The organism is Rhizobium sp. 05N49, assembly GCF_056396805.1.
The window spans coordinates 301867-319467 of sequence record NZ_JBFTME010000008.1 but is presented as its reverse complement, the minus strand read 5'-3'; the positions used below and the strand labels follow the sequence as shown (position 1 = coordinate 319467).

The following is a 17601-nucleotide window of genomic DNA, read 5'->3' as shown; positions in this document are numbered from 1 at the left end:
GCTCCCGGTCGAATTCCGCCATTCCCTTCCAGCGAGCCCGCTGGCTCGATTTCCGACGTCACGGCGGCACCGCCACTGACATGAAAGGATGATCGATGGCTGAACGCCTGACAAAAACCGCGGCCCGAAACGTGTTCTACGGCGGGTCGGCATTTTTCTTCGCCATATTCGTGGGCCTGACGGCCCACAGTCACTACTACATCCGCACGGTTTCCACCAATGAGGCCACGCTGACGGAAGGCGTCGCCCGCGGGAAACACATCTGGGAAAAGAACGCCTGCATCAACTGCCACACCCTTGATGGCGAAGGCGCCTATTTCGCGCCGGAACTGTCGAATGTCTGGATCCGCTGGGGTGGCGACAAGGATCCGGCGAATGCCCGCGAGGCGCTCCACGCGTGGATGGCGGCGCAACCCTCCGGCATCGAGGGTCGACGGCAGATGCCGCAGTTCAACCTGACGGACCAGGAGGTCAATGACCTCGCCGATTTCCTCGAATGGGTCAGCAAGACCAACACTCAGAACTGGCCCCCGAACCAGGCCGGCTGACAGCGAGAGGCTATAGAAATGAAGTACAAGACCCAGAGCGTCGCAATGCTCTACTTTTACGGAGCTCTCGGCCTGTTCATGGCCCAGCTCCTGTTCGGCGTGCTCGCCGGCACCATCTACGTGCTGCCCAATACGCTATCCGTCGAACTGCCCTTCAACATCGTGCGCATGATCCACACCAATGCGCTGATCGTCTGGCTGCTTATGGGCTTCATGGGGACGACCTATTTCCTGCTGCCGGAGGAATGCGAAACCGAGCTCTACAGCACCAAGATCGCAATCGCGCAGTTCTGGATCTTTCTGATTGCGGCGGCAGTCGCCGTTGTCGGCTATCTCTTCCATATTCATGAGGGCCGCGAGTTCCTGGAACAGCCCTTCGCGATCAAGGTCGGGATCGTGATCGTGGCGCTGATGTTCCTCTTCAACGTCACCATGACCGCGCTCAAGGGACGAAAGACGACAATCACCAACATCCTGCTCTTCGGCTTATGGGGTGTCGCGATCTTCTTCCTCTTCGCCTTCTACAACCCCGTCAATCTGGCGCTCGACAAGATGTACTGGTGGTATGTCGTCCATCTGTGGGTCGAGGGCGTCTGGGAACTGATCATGGCGTCGGTGCTCGCCTTCCTGATGATCAAGCTGAACGGCATCGACCGGGAAGTGGTGGAGAAGTGGCTCTACGTCATCATCGGACTGGCGCTTTTTTCCGGCATCCTCGGCACCGGCCACCATTATTACTGGATCGGCGCCCCTGGCTACTGGCAGTGGATCGGATCGCTTTTCTCGACGCTCGAAGTGGCGCCCTTCTTCACCATGGTCGTATTCACCTTCGTCATGACCTGGCGCGCCGGCCGTAAGCACGAAAACAAAGCCGCCCTCCTCTGGTCGATCGGTTGCTCGGTCATGGCCTTCTTTGGGGCAGGCGTCTGGGGTTTCCTGCACACGCTGTCGTCGGTCAACTATTATACCCATGGCACGCAGGTCACCGCAGCTCATGGGCATCTGGCCTTCTTCGGCGCCTATGTGATGCTCAATCTCGCGGCGATGGCCTATGCCGTCCCACAGATCCGCGGCCGCGCGCCCTATAATCAATGGCTGTCGATCGCCAGTTTCTGGATCATGTGCACCGCAATGTCGGTCATGACCTTCGCGCTCACATTCGCTGGCATCATCCAGGTGCACCTGCAGCGGGTTCTCGGCCAGTCCTACATGGACGTCCAGGATCAGCTCGCCCTCTTCTACTGGGTGCGACTTGGTTCCGGCATCTTCGTATTCATCAGCGCTCTGATGTTCATCTGGTCGGTGCTCGTTCCCGGACGGACGCGCGTCGCAAGCCCAGTCGTTCAGCCCGCCGAATGAGGCGGGCCATTTTCCTGGAGAACAAAGATGACAATAGCCTTCAACCACCCGCTCAATCCTGATGTGGAGATACCGCACTACGCGCCTCAGGGGAACGAATGCGCACTCTTCGAACACGCCTGGACACGACAGCTCCCGATCCTGCTGAAAGGACCGACCGGCTGCGGCAAGACACGCTTCGTGCAGCACATGGCCGCCCGTCTCGGCCTGCCTTTATCGACAGTCTCCTGCCACGACGACCTCACGGCCGCCGACCTCACCGGCCGATATCTTCTCAAGGGCGGCGAAACGGTCTGGATGGATGGCCCGTTGACCAAGGCCGTTCGGGACGGCGGTATCTGCTACCTCGATGAAATCGTCGAGGCGCGCAAGGACGTGACGGTGGTTCTCCATCCGTTGACGGACGACCGCCGCATCCTTCCGCTGGAGCGAACCGGCGAAGTCCTGGAAGCCGGTCCCGGATTCATGGTCGTCGTCTCCTATAACCCCGGCTACCAGAACCTTATGAAAGCGCTGAAGCCCAGTACGCGTCAGCGCTTCGTCTCGATTGAATTTGATTTCCTGCCGCGCGAGCGGGAAATCACCACAGTATCTCTGGAAAGCGGCCTTGCCGAGGGCAAGGTTGCACCGCTCGTCGAACTTGCCCGGCGTCTGCGTGCGCTCAAGGGCCAGGATCTGGAGGAAGGCGTTTCGACCCGCCTGCTGATCTACTGCGCTTCGCTTATCGACGCCGGCCTGCCGACGATCGACGCCGTGCGGGCGGCCATCATCGAGCCGCTGACAGACGAGCCGGACGTCAAGGCCGCCCTCGTCGAGGTCGCCAGGGCCGCGATCGGATAGGTGAAACATGCTGGAATTTCTGGAACTCGAGGAGACGGTAGGCCGCGCCTGGCATCGGCTGGTCGGCGATACCAGTTCATGGCCGCACCATCCGGCTGCGGCCGTTCACCTTGCCGAGGTCAGACAGCAGCTCGCCGTCTGCTTCAGGGCTTTCGGCGGGGACGCCACGCTGCAGATCCAGAGGGCACGGCAGAAAACCTCGATGCACAGGCTGCGGCTGAGACAAGTCATCGGCCTCGGCGAGGAGAGATCGGACCACCCGAGCTGGGACGGCACGGCGATCCACCTGCCGGCGGCTATCGACCTTTTCGACGACCGTTCGCTCAATCGGGATCTTTACTTCTGGCTGGCCGCCTATGTGGCGACCGCGCCGTCCGCTTTGTCCCCTGCCGATCCGGCTCTCGCCGATCTCTGGCGGATCGAAACGGGTCGGGAAAATTCCGCGCTGGTCATCCAGAGATTCCCAGGAATGGCGGCACGCTATGTGCGGCTCACCCGGGCGCTGCTTGGCTGCCGCAGGCGCGGAACGCTTCCTCAGGCCGAACGGTGGATCGAGGAATTCGCGCAACTGGCACTCACCGTTCCCTTGCATCATTCCCTTCCCGACGCCGTCCGCCCAAAGGTAACCGCCGCCCCTGCCGGCTATCTGCCTATGCTGCCTTTGCCGATCTGGCCGGATTTCAGGGGCCGCAGTGAGACGAACTCGTCAGAGCGCGATGACCTTCCGTCGGATCAGGCGGGTAACGACCAACAGGCGCGGCCATCGCATGAGGCAACACGCAAACGCGACGCCGACGATCGCAAGCGCGATCCCTTCATATTGAACCGCTTCGAGAAAATCCTCGCCATGGCGGAAATGGTCAACGTCGATCGCCCAAGCGATGACAGCGAGGAGAACGATCCGGCGGCGGCCGATGAACTTGAGGAGATCGCACTCAGCGAAACGCGCGAACGGCCGAAGTCCAAATTTCACTTCGACCTGGACCTCTCCCCGGAAGCCGCCGACCCGGCGACGATAGACGGCGAATTCACCTATCCGGAATGGGATTTCCGGAAGAGCCAATACCTTGCCGACCACTGCCGCGTGGTGATCGGCTCACCCTCCGACAAGACAGATCAGGCAATCGTCAGCGACGCCGCACTCGTGCGCAAGGTCAGGCGCCAGTTCGAGACGCTGCGCCCGAAGCGGGAACTGCGAAGGGCACAACTGGACGGAGATCAGATCGATCTCGAAGCGGCCATCCGCTCCCGCATCGACTTCATCGCCACCGGCCAGCCGGATGATCGCATCTACGGATGTGTCCGCCCCGCCAGTCACGAACTTGCGACCTCGATCCTTGTCGATGTCTCCTTGTCGACGGACTCCTGGGTCGACAATCGCAGGGTTCTCGACGTCGAAATGCAGGCGCTCGACGTCCTTGCCCGCGGCCTGCAATCCTGCGGCGACCGCTTTGCCATCAAGACTTTCACGTCGCGTCGGCGCGACTGGGTTCGCGTCGAGACTATCAAGGATTTCGAAGAGACATTCTCAGCCAGGACCGCCAGCCGCATCGCAAGCCTCAGACCCGGTTACTACACGCGCATGGGAGCGGCCATCCGGCATATATCCAGGCAGCTGGAGAGCGACGGCGCAAGAAAGAAGCTGCTGCTTATTCTGACGGACGGCAAACCCAACGACGTCGATCACTACGAGGGTCGCTTTGCCCTCGAAGACAGCCGCAAGGCCGTCATGGAGGCACGCACGAAAGGACAGGCGGTCTTCGCCGTCACGGTCGACCGCAGCGCCGGCGACTATCTCCCGGCGATCTTCGGCAGATCCGGCTTTGCCCTCGTGTCGAACATCTCGACATTGCCGAGCGCACTGCCGGCGATCTACCGGAACTTGACGGCATAGCGAGGCGAAAGCCGAGCCACCCCCTTTCGCACATCGAAAACCAGGCGGAATTGTCTCCAGCCTGGTTTTTCGTTCTATTGGGGGTGAGGAGTAAACGGCAGGAATATTGCCATCGGCCCCCTACCGCTTGTCAAAACGCGTCGACGGTCAGCCGGAGGTCATGCCGCCTTGCTATGCGTCCGGCCGAACGACCCGAAATAGGCATCGAAGGCTGCTGCGACGGCGCGGACCATGAAGCGATGCTCCTTCGAGACGGTGATGCGGCCATTCTCGATCGTCACCACACCATCCGACGCAAGGCTGTCTAGCCGGTCGTTCCGCTCGAGGAGAAAGCCGGCATCGTAGCCGGCCTCCGCACCAAGCTTTGCGAGATCGACCTTGAAGTCGCACATCAGCCGTTCGATCACCCTGGCGCGAAATTTGTCCTCGTCGGTCAGCCCATAGCCCTTGGCCGTCGCGAGGATTCCGGAAGCGATCCGCTCGGCATAGCGACCAAGAGCGACATGGTTCTGGACGTAGCCATCAGGCAGCCGGCCGATCGCCGAAGCGCCGAGCCCGATCAAGGTTTCACATTCATCGGTCGTGTAGCCCTGGAAGTTCCGCCGCAAGCTTCCCGAAAGAGAGGCGACGGCGAGCTGATCGTCGGGCAACGCGAAATGGTCGAGGCCGACACGAACATATCCGGCGCTCTCCAGCTCCCTGGCAATCGCCTCGGCCTGCTCGTTGCGTTGCGTTGCATCGGGCAGCGCGGCTTCGTCGATCAGCCGCTGATGCTTCTTGAAGGCCGGCACATGGGCATATCCGAAAACGGCGAAACGCTCCGGTCGCAGCTCGACCGCCGTCCTCACCGTTTCAATACAGGATTGGATGGTCTGATACGGAAGTCCGTAGATGAGATCAAAATTGATGCTCGTCACACCATAGCCTCGTAGCCCCGTCACGGCGGCTTGGGTCTGCTCGAAGCTCTGTATCCGGTTGATCGCCTTTTGGACCACCGGGTCGAAGCTCTGGACGCCAAGACTTGCGCGGTCGACGCCGTTCTCGCCGAGTGCGGCAATCATTGCACCCGATAGCGTCCGCGGATCGATCTCCACCGCAACGCTGCAGTCGCTCGTAAACTGGAATGCGCTCTTGAGCTTGTCCATCAGGCTTGTAAATTCGTCGGGCTTCATGATCGTCGGCGTGCCGCCACCGAAATGAACGTTCTTGACCGGAACCTCGTTTCGAGCTGCCTGCGATACGAGTTCGATCTCCTGGCTCAGGACGTCGAGATATTCCAGCACGGGCGCATCCTGGCGCGTGATCGTCGTGTGGCAGCCGCAATACCAGCACATGGAGCGACAGAAGGGAACGTGCAGATAGACGGAGACAGGTCCGGCAGCTGCGACCTCTGCGAGACCCTGCGCATATTGCTCCGGCCCGACGGCTGGCGAAAACGCAGGCGCGGTCGGATAGCTGGTGTAACGCGGCAGGCGGGCCTCGCCATATTTGGCGACCAGGGCATCGGACATTTCGGCTTCCTTCATGAGACAATCATGATTTTCATAGGCCGACGAAGGGGCAGGCTTCCTTGTCCTGGATCAACAACGACCCGTGTATAGTTGACAATAGCAAGTTCGGCGGTGGCCAGCGTCGAGGACAACCAACAATCGCCCGGCTGTTTGCTCACTGTCAAAGTCGCCTGACCCGCACCCGGCTATCTTCCGCCTCGACACAGGATGCGTCGCGGTCCGGTCATCAGTTATCCCGCGGCAGAAGGAAACAGCCATAATGACAGATGCGCCAGCCACGCAGACCGCGATTGCGCATATCGACGTCCGGATCCTGCCACCCGTCGAACGCCATCCCCGGATCTTCGGCACGCTGAACTCGCTGACACCGGGCCAGAGCCTCCACATTACCAGCGACCACGAACCTCGTCCGCTGCAGTACCAGCTCGACACTGCCCTTCCCGGAAAATTCGCCTGGGAATATCTGGAACAGGGGCCGGATGTCTGGCGCGTGGAGATCACCCGCCTCGATGCGGGTTGCGACTGCTGCTGCGGCAGCCACTAGCGCCGGAGACGCGCCATGATGCCAGTAGGCACGACCCTGTCGCGGTGGACGATGTCGTATTTCGGCGCGGCGCTGTCTTACCTGCTGCTGGCGGAGTGCCTGCTGGCAGCAGGCGTCTGGACGCCTTCCCTTGGTATCGCCGAGCCTGGAGCGCTTGCCATCGTGCACGCCGTGACACTCGGATGGCTTTTGCTTCTGATGATCGGATCGTTGCTTCAGTTCGCGCCGGTCCTGACAGGCAATGACAGACCGGCCAGCCGCTTCGATCCAATCGTTTTCGCCGGCATGGTCGTCGGTCCGGCACTTCTCATGCTGGGATTTTATTTGATCCGCCTCGGTTCCTCCGCGGCCGGTTCGGTGATGATTGTAGCGTCCGCCGCGATTTCAATCTCCATCGCTGCTGTTTCGCTATCCTTGTCTGCCTTACTCTGGCGGGGAAGACGCGTGCATGCCGCCTCCCTTATCGTCCTCGTTGGTATCGGATGCCTACTCGTCACAACGGCCTTCGGCGCCCTTTTCGCGCTGACGATCTCCGGTCAGATGGAAACACCGGCAATCGTTGCCTATGGCATGGAAGCCGTGGCTTACCATGCGAGTTTCGGCCTCGGCGGATGGATGACCCTTGCGGCGATCGGCGTCAGTTATAAGCTGCTTCCGATGTTCCTGCTGTCCGACGATATGCGCAGGGTCCAGTTCGTTCGCCGGTCGAGCATGCTGGCGGTTCTGCTCCTGTCGGTGGCCGCGATCGCCGCCATCGTCGAACCCGATTTTGCGCGCGCCGTTTTCCTGTCGGCCGCGGTGCTGTTTGGGCTGATCGTAGCCGCCTATCTCTTCGAAATTTACGGAACATATCGCGCCAGGCGCCGCCCCACGCTCGAGCTGAATACGCTGGGATCGCTGCCGGCCTTCGCGATGCTCGGCCTCTCCGTCTCCCTTCTTGCGTTGTCCCTTTTCCTCGATGCCGAGACGCGTATCGTATCGGCGATCGTCTATCTTTTCGTGTTCGGCTGGCTCACCGGCTTCGGTCTCGCCCAGCTCCTGAAGATCGTTCCATTCCTGACCTGGATCGAAGCCTTCGGTCCGCTTCTTGGCCGCAGACCGACGCCGAAGCTCGGCGAACTGATCAACGGGCGCCGCGCCGGCGTCTGGCTTGGCATCTTCTACGTTTCGGTAGTCGGCGCCGCGGCCGCGCTCTGCGCTGGATGGGACTTGGGTTTTCGTGTGTTCGCGATCGTTCAAACCGCCTCGACGCTCGCTCTTATCGTCGAGCTGGTGCTCGCCCGCGCGCTCGCGAATGTAGAACCCCAGATCAAGACCGCACCCTTTCACAAACCGGCGCTGTTCGTCGCCGCAAACCACAGAGGTAACGCCAATGGTTCAGTTCCGTGAACTCGACGTCCGACAGATCCTGCGCGATGGCGGCATGCCATTCCAGCTCATCATGGACACGTTCGCCGGCCTCGATCCCGAAGAGGGTCTGAAGCTGCGCGCAATATTCGAGCCCGTCCCTTTGATCCGCCAGCTCGAAAAGCGCGGCTATTCACATGTCGCAAAGCGTCTGGCAGACGATGACTGGGAAATCGATTTCGTCCCGAACAAGCCCATTCAGCGATCGGAACCCGCTATCGCCGCGACGGAAGCGGTCTGGCCCGAGCCAGTCTGGAACCTCGACCTGACCGATCTCGCGCCGCCCGAGCCGATGGAGCGCATTCTGTCCCGGCTGGAGACAATGGAAGACGGCGAGGTCCTGTTTGCTCTTCTCAACCGGGAACCCGTCTTCCTCTTCAACGAATTGAAAGCACGGGGGCACGAATGGATCGGCAACTTCGATTCGTCCGGCAAGACCTACCGGATCATGATCAGGACGACCACGGGAGGCCAGAACGATGCTGGTGCCTGAGGTGACGGAACAGGACGTGCGCAATGCGCTGCGCGAGATAGAAGACCCCGAAATGGGAACGAGCATCGTCGATCTCGGCCTCATCTACGAAATCGATGTCACCGAGCCTGCGGTCGTGAAGATCAAGATGACGACGACCACCCGCTTCTGTCCTGCGTCCGGCTATATCGCCGACGCGGCGCGCCAGCGCACCGAGGATATTGCCGGCGTAAACCGAGCCGTCGTCGACCTTGTCTACGAACCGGCCTGGTCGCCGGACATGGTATCGCTCTTCGGCCTGCAGAAGACCTGAGGCTTTGCAGTCACGTTTTTTCCTATGGCGGACCGATCGCCCGACGAGCAAAATTATACATCGAATCGGGACAGTCGGTCTGCCCTCCCATTTGATTGGAAAGGCCATGAGCGAAGACTTTGCGGATAGGACGAGCCTATTTGGATTGCAGACAGATGGTAGCCCCATTGTCGAGGCTGCCGTGCTCGCAGGGCGCTTCGGCCTTACGCCCGACCTCCTGCTGGATCATCTGCGCCGGGGTTTTGTCCGCTCGAGAGTGGAGATCGGCGCCGGTGACGACGCCGGCAAGCGGCGTCTTTCCGTCCGTATCGGCAATCGGGTCTGGATTGCGATCGTCAACGAGGACGGCTGTGTGCTCAGCGAAGAAATGCAGTTTTCGGGCATGGTGCCGGGAGGCGAGCGCAGCTGAACGAAAAAGGCCGCTCGTGCGGCCTTTTCGATGCCGGCAATGTCACCCTCCCCTCATCGTCAGAGGCTTGCGCCCCGACCATAGGAGCGGCGCATGTTCCACCACGAACAATCCGAAAGCCGCCGTCCAGCCGATCGCGGCGACCGCAAGGATCTCGGTGCTCAGCGCCGGGATGAGTTCGGCAAGCGGCCGAACGAGGGCAACACAGCCAAGCAGGACATAGGAAATATTGGTCATCCGGCTCGATTTCAGTTTCCGCCCGGTATGACCGCGTGTTGCCCGCGTCATCACTGCGAGCATCATCATCGAAATCGTACCGATCGCGAAGACATGCAGCACGGCCACTTCGGGCAGCCACCCTGCGGCTTGAAGCGAAATGGCGGCAAAACCGAACGGTACGAACAGGAACGTGGCGTGCAGGACGAACAGGATGGGTTCCCGCCAGGTGGTCCAGCCGCGCCAGCGAACAAACCTGATCATGTTGAGGACCGCCGCGACACCCGCCGTCCCGCACGCTGCCGTCGAATCCGGCGCGCACGCCCACAGGACAAACGCGACAGCACCGATGATGATGGTTGCCGCATCGAAACTGTTATACGGCACCGGAAAGTCCGTACGACCGAACTGATTGATCCAGTTGCGGGTGAAACTCGGCAGGATTCGGCCCCCGACAATCGTCACGAGCAGCACGTAGGCACCGATCCCGAAACGTATGGCCAGTTCCGGACCTGCGCCGGCGATGACCTCGATGTGGAAAAGCACATTTGCGAGCGAAAGGACGAAAAGCCCGGCGATGACCTTCAAATCCTTCCATTTTTTTCCAGCCACAACCTCTCTCGCGCAGATGGGGAGCATCACCGGCAGGAACAGGCTGTCGACGGCGGCGGCCGGCACGATCCCGATCGAGCCGCTGAGCAGCATGGTGATACGGCCGGCGCACCAGATCGCAAACAGCACCGCCAGTGGCCTGCCCGCGATCGGCAGCCGTCCGGTCCAGTTCGGGATCGCTGTCAGCAGGAAGCCGGCCAGAACGGCTGGCGCGAAACCGAACAGCATCTCATGCGCATGCCAGTACAATGTCCCATAGTCCGATGCGACGGGAACGCCGAAGCTGAGATAGGCCATCCATAGGGCTATGCTTGCGATGGCCCAAAGCGCCGATGCCAGAAAGAAGGGCCGGAAGCCGTAGGAGAAGAGCACCGGTCCGGTTCGCGACATGCCGCGCGGAAGATCTCGCGTGGCATCCGAAGTGTTTTTCATTTCCGTGTCTCCAAATTGACGACACAGCAATGCAAAAGTTTCTTGGGGTAGTCGTTGAGATTACGCAAATAGCGGCAGCAGAACTTTGCGCTGACACAAACAGTCAGTTTGCTCCAAATCAAAGAGTCCAGCGGAGTTTCTACTACCTTCCTTCTCGACCGGGCGGCATTCGCTCGCTCTTCGACTACGGGAGATTAGAAATGACGAATACTCTGCAAATGACCCGTCGCACGATGCTTGCGGGCGCTGCTGTCGCAGGAGCGCTGACGCCCATCATCATCGCGAATAACGCTGCCCATGCCGACGAGGTGGTGGCAGCGAACACGCCCAAGAAGGCGCCGACCGTCGACTTCACCAAGCTTCAGCGCGAGAAGGTCGAATTGGTCAAACCGCCCTTCGTCCACCCCCACAGCCAGAAAGCCGAGGGTGGGGCGAAGATCAAGGAATTCACGCTGACCATCCAGGAAAAGAAGATGGTGCTCGACAAGGACGGGACCGAGGTGAACGCGATGACGTTCGACGGTTCGGTGCCTGGTCCGATGATGGTCGTGCACCAGGACGATTATGTGGAACTGACGCTGATCAATCCTGAAACGAACACGATGCAGCACAATATCGACTTCCACGCCGCAACCGGCGGGCTTGGCGGCGGCGCATTGACGGTCGTCGGCCCCGGCGAAAGCACCGTCCTGCGCTTCAAGGCGACGAAGGCAGGCGTCTTCGTCTACCACTGCGCGCCTCCCGGCATGGTACCCTGGCATGTCACGTCGGGGATGAACGGCGCAATCATGGTTCTTCCACGTGAAGGTCTCACCGACGGTCACGGAAAACCCCTCGTCTACGACAAGATCTACTATGTCGGCGAGCAGGACTTCTACATCCCGCGCGATGAGGACGGCAAATTCAAGAAATATGACAGTCCCGGCGAGGCCTACGAGGATACGCTTGCCGTCATGAAGACGCTGACCCCCACCCATATCGTTTTCAACGGCGCCGTCGGCGCGCTGACGGGCGACAATGCCATGACCGCCAAGGTCGGTGAGACCGTGCTCATCGTCCATTCGCAGGCCAATCGCGATACGCGGCCGCATCTCATCGGCGGCCATGGCGAATATGTCTGGGCGACCGGCAAATTTGCGAACGTGCCCGACGTGGACCAGGAGACCTGGTTCATCCCGGGCGGCACGGCGGGTGCTGCGCTCTACACCTTCGCGCAGCCGGGCATCTACGCCTATGTCAACCACAACCTCATCGAGGCATTCGAACTCGGTGCGGCTGCCCACTTCAAGGTCACCGGGGACTGGAACGACGATCTGATGACTTCGGTGAAGTCGCCGTCGGCCAGCTGACCTTGATGGGACTGTGCAGGCCGTGAGGGCGGCCTGCACAGTTTGTTTTCTCTAAAAAGGGGGCGCATGTTGCGAAAAGGACATGACACCGCACGCCGAGACTGCAGGAGTTTCCGGCATTTCAATCGCACTTCCACTTGTGCTTCTTGCGGTCCTTTCCGCAACGCTTGCGGTTGAGGCGGGGCTCGTGAACATCGGGCGGCGCGACGCTGCATTTGCTGCTCCCGAGGTGGTCACAATTGTACCCCACGAATTCCAGTACCGCGACGCAACCGAGTATTTCCGCAGCGGCCTGGCTGTCGACGCGCCGAAGCATAAGGTCCGTGTCCGGATGCCTCTGACGATCACGAGATATCAGACGAGCCTTTCCGAATATGACCGTTGCGTGGCCGACGGCGCCTGCCCTGAGCCGGAGGGACGAAGCGCGACCGCCGGCAACGACACGCCGGTCACCGGTGTCAGTTACGAGGATGCGCTGCGCTATGCGAGCTGGCTGTCGCAGAAGACGGGCGAACATTGGCAACTTCCGACCGACTTCGATCTCGCCTATGCTGCCGCCGATCGTTATCCCGACGATGCACTCGGCATCGAGGCGGACAGCAAAAACCCTGCGTTGCGCTGGCTTGCAGACTATGAACGCGAGGCACGGCGCACCGCTTCGAGCGACCCGGCTCCACAGCCAAGAGGATCGTTCGGCGTGAGCCAGACCGGCCTTGCCGATTTCGGCGGGAACATCTGGGAATGGACCTCGACCTGCAACAGGCGCATCGACCTCGACAAGCAAGCCATTGTCGACCAGCCTGATCCGGCAAACTGCGGCATCATGATCGCCGCCGGCAGGCACCGCGCTCCGATGAGCACCTTTGTGAGAAATCCCAAAGGCGGCGGATGCTCGGTCGGCAGCCCGCCGGACAATCTCGGTTTCCGGCTCGTCCGCCGACCAGGCCTCCTTGAGAGTATCGAAGACTTCACCCGCAGCGCCATGACCGATATGATCGGCGGCGCCATTTTCAGAGGAGTTCAGCGGGGCGACGATGAAAGTTGACCGTATAGTTTTGAAGTCACTGCCGCTTTTCGAGCGCATGACGGATGCCGATCTCGACGCCATGCTCGAGCATGCCACACCGCGCCGTATCGCCCAGGGCGATGCGGTATTCGAGCAGGGAGCACCCGCAAAATCGTTCTTCCTGCTGTTGCACGGCAGGCTCAAGGTCACGCAGGTCACGCATGACGGCCAGCAGATCATCGTCAGGATGGTGCATCCGGGCGACCTGTTCGGCTTCGCCATGGCATTGCGCCGACAGGACTATCCGGGCACCGCCACTGCCGCGGCCGAAAGTCTCATCCTCGGATGGCCGACCGACATGTGGTCGCGGTTCGTCGAGCAGAACCCTCGCCTGGCAATGACTGCGATGCAGACGATCGGCCAGCGGCTTGAGGAGGCGCACACACGCATCCGCGAGATGTCGACCGAAGAAGTGGAAAAGCGGGTTGCCCATGCCGTGCTGCGCCTGTCCAAACAAGCCGGCAAGCCGGTCGGAACGGCGATCAAAATCGATTTCCCGATTTCGCGGCAGGATATTGCTGAAATGACGGGCACGACGCTGCATACAGTGTCGCGAATCCTGAGTGCCTGGGAAGGCAAGGGCATCGTCGAGGGTGGCAGGCAGAAGCTGACGGTCACCGATCCGCAGCGTCTTCTAAGACTTGCTGAAGGCGAAGACGACTAACGGCCACGCGGCACACTGCCCGGAAGGATTTGAACCGAGCCCGGTCCCGTCGTGGCTTGGCTTGCCCTAGTGGAAGGTGTCGTGCGACGCCTTCCACGCCTCGATATCGTCCTTCGATACCCTTATCCGGGAAAATGACGAGTGCGGCTGCAGGCGCATCTTGGAGGCGGCGATTTCGCATATCGTTCCGACATGCTCCTGCAGTCTTGTCTCATCGGCGCGCGGCGGATTGCTGATCTCCCGCAAGGCATCGCGATCGATGATGACCACGCGCTGTGCGCCCTCGTGCTCCATCAGCACGACACCTGTTTCTCCGGAAGATTTCAGAAATGCAGTGATGAACCTCGGCAACATCCAGGCTTCCTCCTCTTTCGTCCACGATGGACCAGAGCATAGCGGCTGGTGTTTCGACGTCTTTGATGTCCATCAAAGAGAAAGAAGGCCGAACACCGTAAAACTCAGCCGATGGTTCGCGGCGAGTGGTCGCGTTTCGGACATAAGGAAAGGAATGCCGGTGCCTACATCGCAAAAGCCCTTCATCGTCGAAATCAAAAGACGCCGACGCCGTCGTCCGGCTCGCCACGTTGACCTCACCAAGAGCCCGCCTGACAAGATATCCGACACGGTCAGGCCCGCCGGTTTTGCCTCGCGCAGCTTGCACACTCCAGGTCTGCCATCGTGACCGGTACAGCACGTCACCTCAGGAAGGCTGCAATCCAGGCGATCGAGAAAGACGTAATCGGAACGGCCATGATCAGTGTCGCCAACACTCTGTTGGCAAGACGCGTGTCGTAAAAGACACCGATCCGGAAGACCAAGGCTGCGGACCAGGCGGCCGCAGCAAGAACAATACCGCCGCGAAACTGATCCGAATAGGGTATGACGACGCCGTCGGAGCGCAACTGCGAGACGGTCAGCGAAAGCAGCCCGCTGAAGAGACAGGCCGCAGCAAGCGGAATGAGCGCCTGGACAATATGGTGAGGAAAACGCCCCCTCACCCGAAGGATTCTTGCGCATACCACAACGGGAATGCCGAACATCAGCGTGACCGCGGCGATCGAAACCGACAGAAGGATCAGGAGCGTCAAGGCATCCACCGGTGACATGACGTCATTCGCCAGGGGATAGTCGGTCAGCATCCACCAAGGCAAACGCTGCGAAAGCGGCCAGGCCAGATGCAGATTGAGGCATCGCTCCACCAGCCACAGGCGGATCACCTGGAAGAGGCCGCTATCGGACCAATGCAAGGCGGCTGGAACCAACCCGAGCAGAACCGGCACGATCAGAATTGTCTCCCACATGGTCGCAAGCCGGCCCGACCCGTGGACGATGTCGCTCGCCGGATTGCGCCAGCAAAGCCGGATCGCTCCGCGATAACCGGAGCACCGGCCGCACATGTGGCAAGCGCTGGCGCCCTGCATGGTCTTGATGGGGATGAGCGGCGCGCAATTGACGGCGTTCGATCGTCCCTGCTGCCCGATGCGCCAGCTGTCGGGGTCAACACGGAAATGCAAAGGCGCGATTTTCGAAACGGTCCCGAATACGCCGTTGACCGGGCACAGAAACCGGCACCAGACCCTTTTTGCCTTTCCATAGCGCGCACCGATGACAATGGCTGCGAAGGTCGAGCCGCCAAGCAGCAGTGCGGCGGGCCTCGGATACTGGTAGATGCTTGTCAGCTGCCCATAGACCGTAGTCGAGACGAAGGACACGACCGGCCAGCCGGACCATTTCATCCATCCCGGAATTGCCCGCCCGGCGCCGCGCTGGCTGGCAAATTCCGAAAGCGCACCTTCCGGGCACAGGATCCCGCACCAGAAGCGGCCCACCAACGCGGTGGCAAGGATGATGAACGGCCACCAGACACCCCAGAAGACAAACTGTGCGAAGCGCACGGCATTGCTCCACACATAATCGGTGTGCGTGGGAAGCGGCAGCAGGAGCGGAACCGTCAGAAGCACCGCATAGATTGCCACCATTACCCATTGAAGACGCCGGATAGCCGCCTGATGGTGGAGAAGGACATCACCGAACCTGGCAACAAGTGCCGGTGCGGCGCGAAGAGAAGACGTCATGCAGGCGCCTTGCCGGTCAGAGGAGGCGCATAGGCCAGAGACGCGATCATCCAGTAGAAGCCGAGGCTGAGAAGAGGAAGAAGCTCCGGCCGGGCGCGATAGCCCGCCAGACCGGCGATAAAGGCGCCGAAGCCGCTGCCATCATTGAGCAACCGGCTTGAATCCCACAGTGGCTCCGTCATCGGCGAAAGAATTCCAAGCGAAATCACCTTGTCGACGACAAGCATGGTCAGCCCGCTTCCGAGGATCAGGAGCAGCACCTCGCTGACGCGTGAAAGCACCGTCCTGGAGATCAATTTAGACCCGGCGTTAAACGCCCAGAAGCTGATCGCAGCAAGCACGAAGCCGGACAGGCCCGCGGCGACGACGAAACCGGCCTGCCAGCTTTGCGACGAAGCCATCAGTCCGAACAGGAAGACAACCGTCTCCGCGCCCTCCCGGGCCACCGCAAGCGCTGCCAGCGTCGCAAGTCCGAGCCAGTTACCGGTCTTTACGTGCCGGACGGCCCTGTTTGCGAGATCTCCGGTCTGGCCACGTTCCATCGCGCGCATCCAGAATACCATTCTGAGCATGAGGACAGCGGCGAATGCTGCCATGATCATCTGCAGGATATCCTCGCCATCCCCTTCGAGGATATCGCTTGCCCTACTCACGATCAGCGCCAGCATCAGGGCGAGCGCGAGGCCGGCGCCAGCGCCGGCAAGGATCCAACTGGTTGCCCGTCCACGTGTTGCCGGCGCCGCCCTCGCGGACCACGTCAACAGTATCCCCACAACCAGCAAGGCTTCGAAGCTTTCCCGCCAGACCACCGAAGCGATCTCGAATGTTTGCAGAGTGAGATCCGCGCTCATCGGGCGACCAGCGCTGCAGGAGGCATGTCGAGATGGAAATCATCGAAGAAGGCATAGTTCCCTTCGCGCAATGAGCGGAACACGAGGAAACTCGATGCACCGGGTGCGAGAACCTTCTCTTTGCGCAGCGGAATGCTCTCGAACTCGATCGGGGTCGAACCGTCATTGTGGAGTTCGAGCTTGAAACGGGTGTTCGCAGGCACCTCGATGACCGATGGTGAGACGACGCCATTGCTGAAATGAACCTCGAAAACCGGATCTTCCTCTTCGGCGAAGGCGGTCTGACAAGGTGCCATCAGCGCGGCTGCAGCCAGCAGCCGCATCAACCAGCCGATGGCGCGCATCAATAACCGCCCTTCTTGCCAATGCCGGCGAAAACGAAGTCGAATTTCAGCGCAAAAGCGCCGGGCCAGGGAGCAACGCCTGTCTCCTTGTCGACGTGGCGTCCGAAAGACATCTCGCCGTGACCGCCCGGATGAACGTTGAGCTCCAGCTGATAGCGGCCGGGTCCCGACAGCTTGACGTTGTCGCCGTAATGCGGCCCGTCGCTCGCGACCATGGGCTCCAGCGATCCGACTTGCTCCTCACCATTGTCGAGGTTCGTGACCGTGTATTCCACATGCAGGTTGGGAAGCCAGTCGCCTTCCGCAAAGCCATTTGCATTTTCGGCAGTCGCGTGGATGTCCGCCTCCAGATGAATGTCGGACTCCGCTGCAGCACGCATCATGCCGGGCGGATCCATCTCGATCGGCTGCAGGTAGACCGCTGCGACTTCCATGCCCGCTGCGATCTGAGGTGAGCCGATCGGATATTCGGCAGCCTTCAGGGCAAGCGGCATTGCGATGAGAACGAGAGGAGCGGCGAATAGGCTGGCAGCGCGGAGCATGATGGCAATCCCTAAAGATGAGTATTATCGTCACGTTTAACAGCGCGATCGCCCTGCTCTTTGCGCTGGCGCAAAGATGCGCGGTTTAGCGTCGGGCACGCCTTTGCCGGCCGCACGCGACCCAAATCTCATCAACGGGTCGCCCATTGCTTG

19 protein-coding genes are annotated in these 17601 nt (G+C 60.8%); 12 read left to right on the top strand and 7 right to left on the bottom strand.

From position 1 onward, the window contains the following. Positions 1 to 95 precede the first annotated feature (95 nt). The 4 genes from AC1DF8_RS18665 to AC1DF8_RS18650 are packed head-to-tail and all read left to right on the top strand — an operon-like array spanning position 96 to position 4641. The gene (locus AC1DF8_RS18665) at positions 96 to 548 is read left to right on the top strand and encodes a c-type cytochrome (RefSeq protein ID WP_007823770.1); all 453 of its coding nucleotides are present in this window, start codon (positions 96 to 98) and stop codon (positions 546 to 548) included. Between the two features lie 18 nt (positions 549 to 566). Beyond that, the gene (locus AC1DF8_RS18660) at positions 567 to 1907 is read left to right on the top strand and encodes a cbb3-type cytochrome c oxidase subunit I (RefSeq protein ID WP_113117630.1); all 1341 of its coding nucleotides are present in this window, start codon (positions 567 to 569) and stop codon (positions 1905 to 1907) included. A gap of 27 nt (positions 1908 to 1934) precedes the next feature. Continuing rightward, entirely contained in the window at positions 1935 to 2747 is an 813-nt protein-coding gene (locus AC1DF8_RS18655) for a CbbQ/NirQ/NorQ/GpvN family protein (RefSeq protein ID WP_113117629.1), read from the top strand. A gap of 7 nt (positions 2748 to 2754) precedes the next feature. Further along, positions 2755 to 4641: a nitric oxide reductase activation protein NorD gene (locus tag AC1DF8_RS18650; RefSeq protein ID WP_478154412.1), complete on the top strand. Its 1887-nt coding sequence runs from the start codon at positions 2755 to 2757 to the stop codon at positions 4639 to 4641. A gap of 158 nt (positions 4642 to 4799) precedes the next feature. On the opposite strand, the gene hemN is transcribed toward AC1DF8_RS18650, so the two are convergent. Further along, positions 4800 to 6152 carry an oxygen-independent coproporphyrinogen III oxidase gene (gene hemN, locus AC1DF8_RS18645; RefSeq protein ID WP_113204086.1) on the bottom strand — a complete coding sequence of 451 codons (1353 nt, stop codon included), beginning with the start codon at positions 6150 to 6152 and terminating at the stop codon, positions 4800 to 4802. Between the two features lie 259 nt (positions 6153 to 6411). Between hemN and AC1DF8_RS18640 the strand changes: the two genes are divergently transcribed. The 5 genes from AC1DF8_RS18640 to AC1DF8_RS18620 all read left to right on the top strand — a co-directional run bounded on the left by AC1DF8_RS18640 (position 6412) and on the right by AC1DF8_RS18620 (position 9297). Further along, entirely contained in the window at positions 6412 to 6696 is a 285-nt protein-coding gene (locus AC1DF8_RS18640) for a DUF2249 domain-containing protein (protein ID WP_112546989.1), read from the top strand. 15 nt (positions 6697 to 6711) lie between these two features. Further along, complete coding sequence (locus tag AC1DF8_RS18635) at positions 6712 to 8085, top strand: hypothetical protein (RefSeq protein WP_478154411.1); 1374 nt, start codon at positions 6712 to 6714, stop codon at positions 8083 to 8085. Further along, positions 8069 to 8596, top strand: coding sequence for a DUF2249 domain-containing protein (locus AC1DF8_RS18630; RefSeq protein ID WP_478154410.1), 528 nt, complete (start codon positions 8069 to 8071; stop codon positions 8594 to 8596). Before AC1DF8_RS18635 ends, AC1DF8_RS18630 begins: the two co-directional genes overlap by 17 nt. Next, the gene (locus AC1DF8_RS18625; RefSeq protein ID WP_478154409.1) at positions 8583 to 8888 is read left to right on the top strand and encodes a metal-sulfur cluster assembly factor; all 306 of its coding nucleotides are present in this window, start codon (positions 8583 to 8585) and stop codon (positions 8886 to 8888) included. The genes AC1DF8_RS18630 and AC1DF8_RS18625 overlap by 14 nt, the downstream gene beginning before the upstream one ends. Positions 8889 to 8994: 106 nt before the next feature. Then, complete coding sequence (locus tag AC1DF8_RS18620) at positions 8995 to 9297, top strand: DUF6522 family protein (protein WP_478154408.1); 303 nt, start codon at positions 8995 to 8997, stop codon at positions 9295 to 9297. A 42-nt stretch (positions 9298 to 9339) separates the two neighbouring features. Here AC1DF8_RS18620 and AC1DF8_RS18615 read toward each other — a convergent pair whose 3' ends face one another. After that, positions 9340 to 10557: an NnrS family protein gene (locus tag AC1DF8_RS18615; RefSeq protein ID WP_478154407.1), complete on the bottom strand. Its 1218-nt coding sequence runs from the start codon at positions 10555 to 10557 to the stop codon at positions 9340 to 9342. A gap of 200 nt (positions 10558 to 10757) precedes the next feature. Here AC1DF8_RS18615 and nirK point away from each other — a divergent pair, with 200 nt between their 5' ends. The 3 genes from nirK (at position 10758) to AC1DF8_RS18600 (ending at position 13636) form a co-directional block, all read left to right on the top strand. Beyond that, complete coding sequence (gene nirK / locus AC1DF8_RS18610; RefSeq protein ID WP_112971447.1) at positions 10758 to 11906, top strand: copper-containing nitrite reductase; 1149 nt, start codon at positions 10758 to 10760, stop codon at positions 11904 to 11906. Between the two features lie 82 nt (positions 11907 to 11988). After that, positions 11989 to 12951: an SUMF1/EgtB/PvdO family nonheme iron enzyme gene (locus tag AC1DF8_RS18605; RefSeq protein WP_478154406.1), complete on the top strand. Its 963-nt coding sequence runs from the start codon at positions 11989 to 11991 to the stop codon at positions 12949 to 12951. Continuing rightward, on the top strand, positions 12941 to 13636 hold the full coding sequence (locus AC1DF8_RS18600; RefSeq protein ID WP_113147676.1) for a Crp/Fnr family transcriptional regulator: 696 nt from the start codon (positions 12941 to 12943) through the stop codon (positions 13634 to 13636). Before AC1DF8_RS18605 ends, AC1DF8_RS18600 begins: the two co-directional genes overlap by 11 nt. A gap of 66 nt (positions 13637 to 13702) precedes the next feature. On the opposite strand, the gene AC1DF8_RS18595 is transcribed toward AC1DF8_RS18600, so the two are convergent. From AC1DF8_RS18595 to AC1DF8_RS18575, 5 genes are all read right to left on the bottom strand, one after another. Further along, positions 13703 to 13990, bottom strand: coding sequence for a hypothetical protein (locus AC1DF8_RS18595; protein WP_112546998.1), 288 nt, complete (start codon positions 13988 to 13990; stop codon positions 13703 to 13705). A gap of 341 nt (positions 13991 to 14331) precedes the next feature. After that, positions 14332 to 15711, bottom strand: a complete 1380-nt coding sequence (locus AC1DF8_RS18590) for a 4Fe-4S binding protein (RefSeq protein ID WP_478154405.1) — start codon at positions 15709 to 15711, stop codon at positions 14332 to 14334. Further along, entirely contained in the window at positions 15708 to 16562 is an 855-nt protein-coding gene (locus tag AC1DF8_RS18585) for an FTR1 family iron permease (protein ID WP_478154404.1), read from the bottom strand. The genes AC1DF8_RS18590 and AC1DF8_RS18585 overlap by 4 nt, the downstream gene beginning before the upstream one ends. Next, a complete protein-coding gene (locus AC1DF8_RS18580; protein WP_113204049.1) occupies positions 16559 to 16906 on the bottom strand; it encodes a cupredoxin domain-containing protein in 348 nt (115 codons plus the stop codon). The genes AC1DF8_RS18585 and AC1DF8_RS18580 overlap by 4 nt, the downstream gene beginning before the upstream one ends. After that, positions 16906 to 17448 carry an iron transporter gene (locus tag AC1DF8_RS18575; RefSeq protein ID WP_478154403.1) on the bottom strand — a complete coding sequence of 181 codons (543 nt, stop codon included), beginning with the start codon at positions 17446 to 17448 and terminating at the stop codon, positions 16906 to 16908. Before AC1DF8_RS18575 ends, AC1DF8_RS18580 begins: the two co-directional genes overlap by 1 nt. Positions 17449 to 17601 lie beyond the last annotated feature (153 nt).

Bases quoted from the DNA above. Each gene is read 5' to 3' on its own strand.
- AC1DF8_RS18665 (WP_007823770.1), top strand. From the start codon at position 96: ATGGCTGAACGCCTGACAAAAACCGCGGCCCGAAACGTGTTCTACGGC.
- AC1DF8_RS18660 (WP_113117630.1), top strand. From the start codon at position 567: ATGAAGTACAAGACCCAGAGCGTCGCAATGCTCTACTTTTACGGAGCT.
- AC1DF8_RS18655 (WP_113117629.1), top strand. From the start codon at position 1,935: ATGACAATAGCCTTCAACCACCCGCTCAATCCTGATGTGGAGATACCG.
- AC1DF8_RS18650 (WP_478154412.1), top strand. From the start codon at position 2,755: ATGCTGGAATTTCTGGAACTCGAGGAGACGGTAGGCCGCGCCTGGCAT.
- hemN (WP_113204086.1), bottom strand. From the start codon at position 6,152: ATGTCCGATGCCCTGGTCGCCAAATATGGCGAGGCCCGCCTGCCGCGT.
- AC1DF8_RS18640 (WP_112546989.1), top strand. From the start codon at position 6,412: ATGACAGATGCGCCAGCCACGCAGACCGCGATTGCGCATATCGACGTC.
- AC1DF8_RS18635 (WP_478154411.1), top strand. From the start codon at position 6,712: ATGATGCCAGTAGGCACGACCCTGTCGCGGTGGACGATGTCGTATTTC.
- AC1DF8_RS18630 (WP_478154410.1), top strand. From the start codon at position 8,069: ATGGTTCAGTTCCGTGAACTCGACGTCCGACAGATCCTGCGCGATGGC.
- AC1DF8_RS18625 (WP_478154409.1), top strand. From the start codon at position 8,583: ATGCTGGTGCCTGAGGTGACGGAACAGGACGTGCGCAATGCGCTGCGC.
- AC1DF8_RS18620 (WP_478154408.1), top strand. From the start codon at position 8,995: ATGAGCGAAGACTTTGCGGATAGGACGAGCCTATTTGGATTGCAGACA.
- AC1DF8_RS18615 (WP_478154407.1), bottom strand. From the start codon at position 10,557: ATGAAAAACACTTCGGATGCCACGCGAGATCTTCCGCGCGGCATGTCG.
- nirK (WP_112971447.1), top strand. From the start codon at position 10,758: ATGACGAATACTCTGCAAATGACCCGTCGCACGATGCTTGCGGGCGCT.
- AC1DF8_RS18605 (WP_478154406.1), top strand. From the start codon at position 11,989: ATGACACCGCACGCCGAGACTGCAGGAGTTTCCGGCATTTCAATCGCA.
- AC1DF8_RS18600 (WP_113147676.1), top strand. From the start codon at position 12,941: ATGAAAGTTGACCGTATAGTTTTGAAGTCACTGCCGCTTTTCGAGCGC.
- AC1DF8_RS18595 (WP_112546998.1), bottom strand. From the start codon at position 13,990: ATGTTGCCGAGGTTCATCACTGCATTTCTGAAATCTTCCGGAGAAACA.
- AC1DF8_RS18590 (WP_478154405.1), bottom strand. From the start codon at position 15,711: ATGACGTCTTCTCTTCGCGCCGCACCGGCACTTGTTGCCAGGTTCGGT.
- AC1DF8_RS18585 (WP_478154404.1), bottom strand. From the start codon at position 16,562: ATGAGCGCGGATCTCACTCTGCAAACATTCGAGATCGCTTCGGTGGTC.
- AC1DF8_RS18580 (WP_113204049.1), bottom strand. From the start codon at position 16,906: ATGCGCGCCATCGGCTGGTTGATGCGGCTGCTGGCTGCAGCCGCGCTG.
- AC1DF8_RS18575 (WP_478154403.1), bottom strand. From the start codon at position 17,448: ATGCTCCGCGCTGCCAGCCTATTCGCCGCTCCTCTCGTTCTCATCGCA.